7 protein-coding genes and 9 pseudogenes are annotated in these 11,963 nt (G+C 57.4%); 8 read left to right on the forward strand and 8 right to left on the reverse strand.

Annotated elements, in window-relative coordinates; genetic code table 11:
- Positions 1–370: 370 nt before the first annotated feature.
- Both SIAM614_RS24295 and SIAM614_RS24305 read right to left on the reverse strand, forming a co-directional pair.
- Complete coding sequence (locus SIAM614_RS24295) at positions 371–649, reverse strand: hypothetical protein (RefSeq protein WP_040441011.1); 279 nt, start codon at positions 647–649, stop codon at positions 371–373.
- Between the two features lie 671 nt (positions 650–1,320).
- Entirely contained in the window at positions 1,321–2,385 is a 1,065-nt protein-coding gene (locus SIAM614_RS24305) for a helix-turn-helix domain-containing protein (RefSeq protein WP_157140061.1), read from the reverse strand.
- A gap of 733 nt (positions 2,386–3,118) precedes the next feature.
- Between SIAM614_RS24305 and SIAM614_RS24310 the strand changes: the two genes are divergently transcribed.
- From SIAM614_RS24310 to SIAM614_RS32190, 7 genes and pseudogenes are all read left to right on the forward strand, one after another.
- Positions 3,119–3,538, forward strand: coding sequence for a hypothetical protein (locus SIAM614_RS24310; RefSeq protein ID WP_006938610.1), 420 nt, complete (start codon positions 3,119–3,121; stop codon positions 3,536–3,538).
- Between the two features lie 961 nt (positions 3,539–4,499).
- Positions 4,500–4,746, forward strand: a pseudogene (locus SIAM614_RS31365) (IS3 family transposase); the annotation flags it as partial.
- Positions 4,747–4,806: 60 nt separating this feature from the next.
- Positions 4,807–5,444 (forward strand): annotated as a pseudogene (locus SIAM614_RS24320) (IS6 family transposase); the annotation flags it as partial.
- Positions 5,445–5,564: 120 nt separating this feature from the next.
- Positions 5,565–5,981 (forward strand): annotated as a pseudogene (locus SIAM614_RS24325) (IS110 family RNA-guided transposase); the annotation flags it as partial.
- A 13-nt stretch (positions 5,982–5,994) separates the two neighbouring features.
- Positions 5,995–6,553: pseudogene (locus SIAM614_RS31760) on the forward strand (IS110-like element ISMno25 family transposase); the annotation flags it as partial.
- A gap of 1 nt (position 6,554) precedes the next feature.
- Positions 6,555–7,396, forward strand: a pseudogene (locus SIAM614_RS24335) (IS256 family transposase); the annotation flags it as partial.
- A gap of 50 nt (positions 7,397–7,446) precedes the next feature.
- A complete protein-coding gene (locus SIAM614_RS32190) occupies positions 7,447–7,779 on the forward strand; it encodes a hypothetical protein (protein WP_157140062.1) in 333 nt (110 codons plus the stop codon).
- Between the two features lie 85 nt (positions 7,780–7,864).
- On the opposite strand, the gene SIAM614_RS24340 is transcribed toward SIAM614_RS32190, so the two are convergent.
- The 3 genes and pseudogenes from SIAM614_RS24340 to SIAM614_RS31370 form a co-directional block, all read right to left on the reverse strand.
- Positions 7,865–8,089, reverse strand: coding sequence for a hypothetical protein (locus SIAM614_RS24340; protein ID WP_006938623.1), 225 nt, complete (start codon positions 8,087–8,089; stop codon positions 7,865–7,867).
- A 508-nt stretch (positions 8,090–8,597) separates the two neighbouring features.
- Positions 8,598–8,747, reverse strand: a pseudogene (locus tag SIAM614_RS33070) (IS630 family transposase); the annotation flags it as partial.
- A 434-nt stretch (positions 8,748–9,181) separates the two neighbouring features.
- Positions 9,182–9,496 (reverse strand): annotated as a pseudogene (locus tag SIAM614_RS31370) (integrase core domain-containing protein); the annotation flags it as partial.
- A gap of 65 nt (positions 9,497–9,561) precedes the next feature.
- Here SIAM614_RS31370 and SIAM614_RS24350 point away from each other — a divergent pair.
- Positions 9,562–10,708: pseudogene (locus SIAM614_RS24350) on the forward strand (IS3 family transposase).
- A 31-nt stretch (positions 10,709–10,739) separates the two neighbouring features.
- On the opposite strand, the pseudogene SIAM614_RS31375 reads toward SIAM614_RS24350, so the two are convergent.
- The 3 genes and pseudogenes from SIAM614_RS31375 to SIAM614_RS33085 all read right to left on the reverse strand — a co-directional run.
- Positions 10,740–10,961: pseudogene (locus SIAM614_RS31375) on the reverse strand (hypothetical protein); the annotation flags it as partial.
- Between the two features lie 337 nt (positions 10,962–11,298).
- The gene (locus SIAM614_RS33080) at positions 11,299–11,721 is read right to left on the reverse strand and encodes a transposase (protein ID WP_229598009.1); all 423 of its coding nucleotides are present in this window, start codon (positions 11,719–11,721) and stop codon (positions 11,299–11,301) included.
- A 7-nt stretch (positions 11,722–11,728) separates the two neighbouring features.
- Positions 11,729–11,881, reverse strand: a complete 153-nt coding sequence (locus SIAM614_RS33085; RefSeq protein ID WP_229598010.1) for a transposase — start codon at positions 11,879–11,881, stop codon at positions 11,729–11,731.
- Positions 11,882–11,963: the final 82 nt, after the last annotated feature.

Consider the following 11,963-nt stretch of genomic DNA (forward strand, 5'->3'; position numbering starts at 1 on the left):
CTCCAGGCATTACACTGCGCGGGAACGTCTGGTTGTCGGACAGGACGCGCCTGATCAATCAGGGCCGTGGCTTTCTGATGGAACGCGGCATCCGTGTCGGTACAGGCCGTCACGTATTCCAGAAAGAACTGACGAAGTTGACGGCGAAGGGCACTGCCGATCTGTCGCACCGGATCGTCTTGATGCTGTCAGACATGGCATCCGAGCTGTCCCATTTCCGTCCGCCCGTGACAGCGTTTGGCGCGGTCTGGTTCGCCGGGGGGCCGGAGCAACCGCGGTCCGTCGGGCGGAGATGGGTACCGCGCCGAGTTTCAAGATCACCTGGCTCGCCACGCGATGCGGACGAGCCAGTCGGGAACCATCACCGATGTCAGCGCCATGTGTTCGTTTGTGGGGCCTCACCCTTCGGGGGCTTGCCTGAGGAAACGCCACCGCCAGCCGCCCGGATAGCTGCCCGCAACTTCGTACCCGACAGGCCAACGTCGTCGAGAAGGTAATTCGGATTGTCGAGCAATTCCCGGTAGGCCTGCCTTTTCCGGAAATTTCCAGCGAGTGCGCACAAGCGCTGCAGACCGGGAAGCGCGGTCAGGCGAAAGGGCGAGCGGATGATTGTGGTCTGTTGCAGTGCCGGAATTGCTTGATCTGACATTGGGTTGGTTCTTTCAGTGGACGAGGAAGCGTCGGGCTTGTCGAGGGTCCAACGGTTCGTTGCATGTTTTCTGTTCTTCATTCGGCACTGCGTCCGGTGTGTGCCGCTTACACCTATTTGGGGAGCCTGAAGCTCGTTTGCTGTGACGGCTGTCACCTTGCAGGAGGTGGCTGTGCGCCACCGGCCCGGCCCGCTGGTGCCGGGAAACCGGGCCACCAACGAAAGCCGGTCACGAGCGGTCTGACGACCCGCGTCGCCCCGCGACACGCGCTTGGCGGAAGGGCCGCCGGATGCGCTCAATCCCGGTTTCGTGTCTGGCCAGTCCGTTAGCCTTCCACCCCATCAGGCATCCAACCGCGAACATCACGGGCACAATGAAGGAGAGAGTGAAATATCCCGCGACGCAAAATCCGATTATGGATCCGGACAAGGCGGCTGCGACCAAGCCGATGATGGCAGCACCGTTGTCCCGCTCTTCCAGGCCGGACATGTCTTGGGGAAACTCGTCTTTTCGGATGGGGTCCATCTTTGCTCTCGCTTTCGAAACAGGGGCTCATAGGACGGGTCTTGCGTCAGAACCCGGAGGCTAAAGGCATCGACGTCGGGCCGGCGCGAGACTTCAAAAGCCGCGGGGCCCCGTCGAAGGCGATGTCGAACCCTCTCCGTGTTCTTTATTGCCGGTGTGCCGCGCCATCGGTCAGCCAGTCGAAAAGGCTGTTCGGCGGCGACTTTCTGGGAAGGTATCCGCAGATACTCGCATCGCGCGCGTCGGAGGGGCTGAAGCCGAATTCCTCGCGAAACTGCTTGCAGAAAACGGCATGGTTTGAAAACCCGAGGGAATAGGCAACGGTGCTGATCAGTCTGGATTCACCTGTACTGGCGAGCGCCTTGCAGGCTGCGATGAGCCTTTTGCGCGTGATCAGCTTCGCGACGCCGCCATAGGGGGCGAGAAGGTAGTAGAGCTGGCGCCTGGACATCCTCAGAGCCTGGCAGATCGACGTCGCCCCCAGGGTCGGTGAATGGAGATTGTCGCGAATGTAGTTGAGGACAACGGAGGCACGGTCCCGGGAGCCAGCCGTTGAAGCCTGATGTGGATTTTCCCTCGCCTGCCGGGTGACAGCCCCCAGGAGCAGCGAGAAAGTCTCGATCCAGAGCGATGTTTCCGCAACCGTCAGCGCGGGAAAGAGCTTCTCCGAGTTCAGCACGAATTCGCTCAGGATCCGAGCGGCCGGGCCCTGCAGGCGGGTATTGACGAGGGCATCGATATTCGCCTCCATGTCAAAGAAAAAGTCCCTGTTCAACAACAGGTTTATGCATTCCAGCCGACTCGATTTCCCGGAAAACGTATCGGCGAGGGAGTTTATCAGGATCGTGCCGGGGGTAACCTCGACGATGTTGTCGCCGACCCGGTTCAAGAGCGTCCCGCGTTTCAGGATGGTCAAGCACCAGTAATTAGCTGAGGCATCCGAATGCGCGCCGCTCCTGGTGAAGCGCATTGCCTCCGACTTGAGGGCAACCACCTGGGCGACACCGAGATCGAAGCTGCGCCCACTTGCTCTGAAACCCTCGCCCCCTGGCGCAACAGGCGCAACATCCATCAAGGGGAACAAAAGGTCCCGCCAGAAGCTGAACTGACGATCCTTTTCAAGGATCGCCGTGGAAAAACGGTTGGGGCGAAGTAATTCCTGCATGCCCGTTACGAGAACAGGTTTGGGCGATGAACTGACGCTGCTCACTTCTGATAACCTCGGATAACTTCGCGGCTTCCTGTCCGGCACAGGGCCGGACGTTATCCGCGTGAACCATTCAGAGGCAGCCGACCCGCGGAATGCCGCCGTTAGAACCGGCTTCTTTGAAAAGTCCGGTCCGCGAGCGCCATCTGGAGGCGACCTTTCTTTGGTGTTGTCTATGCGCATGCCGTAATTGGCGCGCATACCCGTCGTATCTTTTTGTTTCGAAATGTATTGGCGTGCGGAGGTGTGCCGGATATTCGACAAGTCTGCCGCCGTGACGGCCATCACATTAAAATGCCGTCGGATGGAGCATCCACCGCATCAGTTCACCGGCCAAACCGGTTCAGCCTTAGATTCAACGGTAATCGAAGCGTCTTCCGGAACGCCCGCTCCTGGGAGCGCGGCTGGTGCCAAAAGGGCGCCTGGACACAATCTCGCACCCCAATGTCACAGCAGGACTGTTCAACGCTCATGACTGCGAGCGCGTCGCTGACGTGCGTGATTTTTTGCTTTTCCCGACGATAAGTCTCTGAAACTATGGAGAGAACCTCGAAACGGGAAGGTTGCTCCATGACCCCCAGCTATTGATCTTGTGTCCTGCCTTGCCGTGTTCCCCGACCGTCGGCGCGCCGAAGGCAAAATGTACGATCAGGTCGGCGTGATTTTGTTCTCGATCATCGCCATTCTGAGCGGAGCGCGCTCCTATCGGTAAATTCACGCCCTGATTGCCGCCAGATTGCCGCTTCTCAATGCGGCCCTGCGGCGGGCTCCGGTCTACACATCAGTGCGCGGCATACTGCGGCAGATCGATCCCGACGCGTTGGGGACGGCGTTCCGGCGTCATGCCGAGGGGCTGGACCGAACCTGTGCTCCCGCAGGACCTTCCCGCTTCATCGCCATAGACGGCAAGACGTTGCGGCAAAGTTTCGATGCGTTTTCCGACACCAAGGCCGCCTATGTGCTCTCGGCCTTTGCCGTCGATCACCAGATCATCCTCACTCATGAGGTCGTTGACGAGAAGTCCAACGAAATCCTGGCCGCCCAGGCGCTGATCGTCGCGACCGCCCTTTGGAAAAGCCGCGAGGAAACAAGCATTTATGCCTCATCGGTCATGCTTGACGCCATGACCTTCGCACCGGCTATCCGCAATCATTAGGCCATCGAGAACCGTAACCACTGGGTTCGCGACGTCACCTTTGCAGAGAATGCCAGCCGCATCCGCAGCAATCTCGGCATCATGGCGCGCCTGCGCAGTCAGACACTCGACATCGCAAGGGCAAACGGCGTCTCGAATGTCGCGAAGGCACTTTGGGCCCCAGCTATCGGCCCCACCGGCGCCCTCTCGTACGCCGGGCTGTAAAGAGCGTTGAACAGACCTGAATGGCACGGGGTTGTATCAATTACGACAAGAAGGTGGACGGCATTGCGCTATAGTGGTTGCAAGGTAATAAAAGAGAGGTTCTTTCCGTGCGGGCATCAGGGAGCAACATCGCGGTTTCAAAGAGTAACTCATCGATAATTCGGAAGGCGTTATCCAAATATATGAGGGTACTATTTTGGCCAGTAAGATGGATTAAAAAAGACTTTCTTGCGCAACTTGTTTATGAAGAGGCGCCGCAAGACGGGGACCATATCCGTCTGCTGTATCATTTCGCGGGTAGTGAGGTGCCTGTCTGCTCGACGAGGTTGAGTCGGGATCAGAAGTCGATCATAGGCGCGGAGACTTTCAGGTCCCACGAGATCGCAAGGAACATGCGGAACATTTTCTATAGAGAGGGTGTCGAAATTGGAATTGGCACCTTGAACAGGAAATGTGACATCATTCCCAGGACTCGACGCTACATCAAGGGCGAGCCATCTGGCGGCCGCCGGAAATCGCAACCCGCCTGACCGGGAGGCGATGCAGCCGGGTGACAACAGCGTTGCACGGTGAGGGAGGGCACGGACCGTTCGCGCGCCAGCCCGCGATATCAATTCCAGGACAATCAGCATTCGTCGATACGGATTGAACACAATAAACCGCCCACTAGGAGCGTGCGCTTTTCAAGTTGAAAGCGCGGAGGCGAACGGCTGCTGTTCGCCTCCCTGGGAGGAAGCCTTGGTTCAACAGAGCTGGCCCGGCTTTCAAGGCGAAAGTGGCGCTTGCCGCGATCAGGGCGAACAGGCGCTGGTGGACCTGTCCCAGCGGTTCGACGTGCGCGCCAATCAGATCAAGCAGCGGAAAGACCAGCTCCCTGAGGAGGCGACGGGGGCGTGTTTGGCGATGAATCCAAGACCGGACCGGCGGCACCCCCGGTCGATGTCAAAACACTGCACGTCAAGATCGGCGCACTGACGCTGGAGAACGATGCTCTGCGTAGGGCTTACGCGGCCCCACCGGTGCCACGGTCCCGGCTTCGATACCCGATGCGCCCGGCAAGGCGGGATCTCCTGGCGGAGCAGGGGATTGGTGTCAGCCGGGAAACGATCCGCAAATGGGTGAACCGGTTTGTCCGGCATTTAGCGCGCTGCACTCGTCGGGACTGGCCAAAACCAAATAACAAGTGGCCTCTTGATGAGGCGGTGATTGTCATTGGCGGTGTGAAATACTGGCTCTGGCGGGCATTTGACGGCGATGGAGACATGCTCGATATTCTGGTTCAATCCCACCGGAATGCAAAGGCGGCCAGACGTTTCTTTGGCGGGCTGGTCACGCAGTTCGGCGCGCCCAGGGTCGTGGTACCCCCTCTCGTGACATTGCATTGGCAATACACTGCCGGGCAATGGACAAGCTGCGCAGCTACACCAGGCCGGTTCAGGCCCTTGCTCCGGATGCCGACCATCGCGCTCACAAGGGATTGAACAACAGGATTGAGAATTCCCATCGCCCGACCCGGAAACGGGAGAAGATCATGGGCCAGTTCAAGTCACCCCGCCAAGTTCAACGGTTTTTGTCTGCCCACGTTCAGATCAACACGATCTTCCGGCCGCGTCGATATACCCTGTCGGCCGCCTCATACGGGCACGCAAGAGCAGATGCATTCGGACTATGGCAGGACTACACCGGCGAGATGAACGCCTGAAATCCGTCTAAACGGGCCCCATGCGCGCCGAACAAAACAAGTTGATGGTGTGGACAGCCCCACGTAAGGGCATCGCAATGTGCCATGTTGGTGAACCCAACAGCAATGGGAGCCATCCACATGCAGATTACAATATTGGGCATCGATCTTACCAAGTCCGTCTTCCAGCTTCACGGGATTGATGCGAACGGAGGTGTCACGCTCAAGAAGAAAGTCCGACGCTGGGCATTGCTGAAGATACTGTCCGACCTCTCCCCCTGCCTGATTGGCATGGAAGCTTGCGCGACCAGGCATTATTGGGCTCGTGAGATTGCGGCGTTGGGGCATGAGGTGCGTCTGATCCCGCCTGCTTACGTCAAACCCTATGTGAAGCGGCAAAAGAATGACATGGCGGATGCCGAAGCGATTTGCGAGGCTGTCACCCGACAGAACATGCATTTCGTCGCAATCAAAAGCGCTGACCAGCAGGCCGTGTTGATGCTGCATCGCGCTCGGGATCTTCTGGTGCGCCAACGTACGATGCTGATCAATGCATTGGTTGATTGAGAAGGGTGTCGAGGTGCACGTCATACAACCTTCCAGCGTTCCGGTGGATAGGCGCATGCGACGAGCGAAATCCGATGGCATCGATGCGGAATTGTTGTTGCGCGCACTACTCGCATGGCTTCGCGGGGAGCCTCGTGTCTGCTCAATGGTCCCTATCCCAGAAGAAGCCGATGAGGATGCGCGGCGATGCGTCCGCGAACGAGCCGAGCTGGTGTCCGAGCGAGTCGGCCTGACCAATCGTATCGGTGCTGTTCTAGTGACGCTTGGGATCGGCGATTACAATCCTCTGCTGAAGAGTCGCCGGCGACGGCTGGCTGATCTTCGCACCGGACTCGGTGGGCCCATTCCGCCGAATGTTGGCCAAGGTTGAACGACTGATCAGCAGGCTGGAACTCGTTCTCGATCAGATCGACGCACTGGAGCGCGAGCGAGATGCTGTGGCCGAGGCGACGGCTCCGGATGGGGCAGGTAAGATGATCCAACAACTCTGCAGCCTGCGAGGTATCGGCGTGCAGAGCGCCACCGTTCTGGTGCGTGAGGCCTTCGTCCGTCGCTTCGCCAATGGCAATGGGCGGGACCGGGATCTCGAAAAGCCAGGTCAGCCGTCTGTGCGAAGACATCGATGACGTGTTGATGCTTTCCTGACCTGACCCATCGAGGGCGACTGGCCCTACCTTTGGATCGACGCCACCTACCTGAAGGTCCGCCAGGGAGGGCGCATCGTGAGCGTCGCAGTCACACTGGCGGTGGGGGTGAACACGGACGGGCGCCACGAGGTGCTGGGCATGGCGATCGGCGCTTTTGAGGCTGAGCCCTTCTGGACCGAGTTTCTGCGAGATCTCATGCGCCGGGGCCTGTCCGGCGTGAAGATGGTGATCTCAGACGCGCATGAAGGCATCAAGGCCGCCACGGCCCGGGTTCTGTCCACGACCTGGCAGCGCTGCCGGGTGCATTTCCAGCGCAATGCCCTGGGCCATGCCGGCAAGAACAGCCGCCGGGTGGTCTCGGCCTTCATCGCCACCGCCTTCGCCCAGCCCGGTCATGCCGCGGCCAAGGCCCAATGGCGCCTGGTGGCCGACCAGATGCGGGGCAAGCTGCCGAAGCTCGCAAACCTGATGGACGGGGCGGAAGAGGACGTCTTGGCCTACATGACCTTTCCTCAGCAGCACCGCGCCAAGCTGCACTCCACGAACCCGATCGAGCGCTTGAACGGTGAAATCAAGCGGCGCACCGATGTTGTCCGGATCTTTCCGAACGTGGCCTCAATCCGCCGACCAGTCGGCGCGATCCTGATGGAACAAACCGAGGAATGGACCGTGCAGCGCGGCCGATACATGACACTGGAAACGCTTGCCCCGGTCTGCGATGATCTCACCCTCAGCTTGCCTGCAGCCCAGAGCGACTGATCAGCTCGGCCCACTAAAAGACCGAGGCCTAAAAAGAGCTACACCACAACATGGGACGTCACCACAACTGGCAATGCTTTCCCGCCAGTTTATCATCAGTTGCCTTAACTCTGGCATCTTGTGACGGCGCGTTGCGTGGTATCTCCCTTTTTCTGATGAGAATTGACGGCGTATTCAAACTCGCCACGATACGCCGCCCCGAAGAGCCATCACCAACTTTTAGCTTTAGCTCCCTAATATTTTTCACCGGCGCTTACTTCGCAGCGGTTGGCTTGAAAAAGATCCAACGAGAATATCGAGACATCTCCGATCGAGATAAGCAACATAGCCGAGAAGAAAACGGTCGAAATCAGAAAAAAAAGAAGAACAATAATAATAAATAGAAGAATGTATTCGTCTTTCATCCTAAATTCGCTTCTCGTAAAAAATACTTGGTTTAGTATTTAATTGGCAGCTAGCAACCAATGATTATTCAGTTCCAAGTTTGATCTGAACTTCGGTCCAAAGTTGGCCTTCGTCATTTGTCGTGATGAATTGCTTGTCCCAAAACACGTAGGAACCAGAGGGGGCGTATTTAAAGTGGAGTGATCCGTTTGCGTCACGTGAGAAACCGGCAGAAACAAGACGGGCATGAGCTGGTACAAGTTCACGTACCGCAATGATTTTGGTTCCGGTGGGCGAAAGAGCTTTCATGTTTGTGTCCCCGACCAGGCTGAGTTGAAATTGAGCAACATGGCCAATTAGTTCCAGACAAAGAGACATTGGGCTTTGCGTTTTGTCCCAAGAAACAGCTGCTCAATTATAAAGCTTGGCACTTGAGACCAACTGGAAACGCCAACCTTTGTGAAAAAAATTTGACGAAAAAGAACCGACTCCTGACGTGTTTGAAGATTGCCGGAACAGGCGCAAGCCGAATAAATTTGCAAACAGCGGCGAGCGACATTTCTTTTTTACTTGACAGCTTCCCTGCTTCGAATCGTGGCTCCAGTATTTTGGTGAATGCATCCGATGCGGCATTGATATGTTCATAAAGTCAACGGGATTGCTCATCTTATCCTCGCCATCATTTTTTGCCGATGACAACAATCTAAAGGATATTCACCGCCTTACCCTGTGACATTAGGCACTCCGAATGACCGTGCTGGGTAACTTGGGACGACCAAGTCGCACAATTTATTGCTCACATATCAACCTCAATTGATCAGAACCCATGCGCCCATTTCCGATTCCCGATGGACATGATGGTCCATGGCTGATTGATAAGTTTGTTCCAAACCTGGCAGCATAGTGCCAAGATCTGTTCGTAGGATTTGAAAATCCTGTTTGAGAGCCAGTTTTCGCGCATGAACTCTGATGTTCATTGTAAAGTGAATTGCACAATAAACGGCGTTCCCCTCTGCGAGCATTGGGGCTCGGCTTTAAATGAAGCGGCTGCGTGGAGCAGGAGACAGAGCTTTAAGACGACGGTTGAGCAGACTCTGACGCGCGGGTTGGTTACCGCATTTCCCTGTGTTCGTCCAGGGCTGCCTTGATCTGCCATCGTGCGTCGATTTAGAGATTATCGACCACACAATTCATACGATGGTTCCCGCCGAAGCGCTGCCTCCAGCTCTACGCAGACGCAGAGTGTTGTCAGATTGCAGCGTTTAGATTTGACGTTGCCCTTTTCCCGGTATCGCTCGTGACCTGGGACCCCAGAACTCCTCCAGTTTGGTGTAGAGTCCGTCGCACTCTGGAGTGCTATCCAACGTGCCCTCAAGGTGGGCTAGAGTTTTCCGGACCAAATCAGGAACACGGGCTGGCTGCGTGTTCTGATTTCATCAGGTCCATCGGTACCTTGTTACCGATAGCGCCGTGAGGTCTGTGTTCGTTGTAGTCCTTGCGCCAATCCTCCAACTTTTCGGTTGCATCTGCAAGACTCAGGAACCAGTGAGCATTCAGGCATTCCGCCCTGAAGCGCCCGTTGAAGGCCTCAATGAAGGCGTTGTCCGTCGGTTTTCCAGGCCTGGAGAAGTCCAGCGTAACGCCTTTCTGATAGGCCCATAGATCGAGATGCCGGGAGATGAACTCGGAGCCCTGATCAACGCGGATCGCCTTCGGATTGGCCTGCTGCCGGTTTCATGGACACCGAGTTAAGGTGTTTGCAATGAAACTGGAGCTCATGAATGCAACGACGGAAGTTCAGCCGCGAATTCAAACTTGAGGCGGTTAAATTGGTGCGGGAGCGCGACGTCAGCGTAGCGCAAGCAGCCCGCGATCTGGATGTCCATGAGAATGTGCTGCGCAAATGGGTGAAGGACTATGGTTCTGACCCGGCGCAGGCTTTTCCTGGCCACGGGCAGATGAAGCCCGAGCAGCTCGAAATCGCGAGACTGCGCAAGGAAGTAGCCAAACTGAAGGCGGAGCGTGACCTCCTAAAAAAGGCCGCCGCCTACTTTGCCAAGGACGTGATATGAAGTTCGCGTTCATTGCAAAGCACCGTTCCATCTGGCCGGTGGCATGGCTCTGCGAAGCGCTGGGTGTATCGCGTTCCGGCTTCCATGCCTGGTTAAATCGCTCTCCAAGCCAACATGCCCGGTATGACGAGGTTCTGCTCGACAAGATCAAAGGCAGCTTCAAGGACAGCGACCGCACCTACGGCGCCCGGCGTGTCTGGCATGACCTCCTTGCCGAAGGGCTTTCCTGTGGTTTGCTCGTGTCGAACGGCTCATGCGCGGCAATGCATTGAGAGCAAGGCCGAGACGGCGTGGCTTGCCAAAAGATAGTGGTGAGCGGGCAGCTGTTATGCCGAATATTCTGGATCGTCAGTTCGCGGCAGACAGACCGAACCAGAAGTAGGCGGCCGATTTTACCTATCTTTGGACGGCTGAGGGCTGGCTTTATGTGGCCGCCGTCATCGATCTGTTCTCTCGCCGTATCGTTGGTTGGTCGATGAACAGCAGCATGACCTCCCAACTCGTGACCGATGCGCTGATCATGGCCATCTGGCGCAGAGGCAAGCCGGATGCGCTGCTGCATCACTCGCATCAGGGAAGCCAATACACCAGCGAACAGTTCAAGCGCCTCATGGCCGACCACGGCATCACCTGCTCAATGAGCCGGTCTGGGAATGTCTGGGACAATGCCGCGATGGAAAGCTTCTTCTCATCCCTGAAAACGGAAAGGACGGCACGCAAGGTCTACAGAACCCGAGACGACGCCCGGGCCGACGTGTTCGATTACATCGAGCGGTTCTACAATCCCAAGCGGCGTCACTCGACCCTAGGCTACCTCAGCCCGATGGAATTTGAAAACAAGGTGGGATTAGCTTAACTCGGTGTCCGAAAAACCGGCAGCAGGCCAGATAGCCAATCCGCGTGCAGACAGTTTCCAGGGTTCTCACGACATCGTCGCCCCGATAGCTGAAGCGCGGATCAAGCGCCGGCACATATCCGAACCGGACGCGCGTCTGGCAAATCTCCCTGATACGCTGTTCCAAAGCGGCCTGGCCGGATCGACGGGACTTGTAGCGATAGGTCGTCGGATCAAACCGGATCACCGCGCACGCACGGCGAATGGCGTGAGCCAGCGTCGGGCGTGTGCGGTCTTGGCAGTTGACCGGTCGAGTGTTCGGTATCGAAGTCTTCGATCTGATGATGCCGATCTACGTGAAGCCATGAAGAAGGTTGCCGAAGAGCGCCGACGCTTCGGCTACAGTCGTATTCACCTGATGCTGGAACGCCAGGGTCCCCAGAATTTTGGCATCATGAGACACGCTCGAACGTAGGGTGTCCGAGGGAAGTCATCTTGTTGAGGACCGAGACGCCGATCCGGCTCTCGGTTCTCTGATTGTCCGGGGTACTTGATTTCAGCCTTTCCCCGATGACCGACTTCCAGCGGCCCATCTGCGTTTCCACTCGCGCTTACTGGTCATATCCGGTGCTCTTTTGCCAGGCCATGCGGCCATGGGCCTTGATCGCCAGAACATCCAGATCCCGCGCGGTGGGGTTGATCTCGGCCTCAGGGCCGGCAACAGCCGTCTTCGGCGGCCGGATGATGATCTCCACATCGGCAAAGCGCTGCGTGATTTCGTTCCCAGTGGCGGTGCCATCATAGGCACCATCTGCAAGAAAGCGGCGCACGGGTTCTTCAGTCTGGTCCAAAAGACCCGGCACGGCCGACGGATCGCCGATGTCGTCTGTCGTCAGTTCACTGCATTCGATCTGACCTGTCTCCAGATCCAGCCCCAAGTGGAGCTTGCGCCACGAGCGGCGCCTGGACGCCTTGCCGTGTTTGGTTTCCTGCCATTCTCCGGCCCCAAAGACCTTCAGGCCGGTGCTGTTCACCACAAGCTCAAGGGAACCCGGGCGCCTCGGATCGTTCCCGCGGCAAAGGCTCAAGCCCGCCGGCTCGGCGCGAGAGTGTGAAAAAGTCAGGAACGGACAGTTCCAGCTTTATCAGCTGGAACACCGAACGAAGAAACCCTTGGGTTTGCCGCAGGGCCAAATGGAAAACGGTCCGGATCTCCGGGCAAACCGTGACGGCAAGATCAGTGTATTACCCCGACCGACCACGCTTGCCGGTGTGC

The organism is Roseibium aggregatum IAM 12614, from assembly GCF_000168975.1.
GTDB classification, from domain to species: Bacteria; Pseudomonadota; Alphaproteobacteria; order Rhizobiales; family Stappiaceae; genus Roseibium; species Roseibium aggregatum.

Excerpts from the sequence above, each read along its gene's own strand:
- SIAM614_RS24295 (WP_040441011.1), bottom strand. The coding sequence starts at position 649 with ATGTCAGATCAAGCAATTCCGGCACTGCAACAGACCACAATCATCCGC.
- SIAM614_RS32190 (WP_157140062.1), top strand. The coding sequence starts at position 7,447 with ATGGGACGTCACCACAACTGGCAATGCTTTCCCGCCAGTTTATCATCA.
- SIAM614_RS24340 (WP_006938623.1), bottom strand. The coding sequence starts at position 8,089 with ATGAAAGCTCTTTCGCCCACCGGAACCAAAATCATTGCGGTACGTGAA.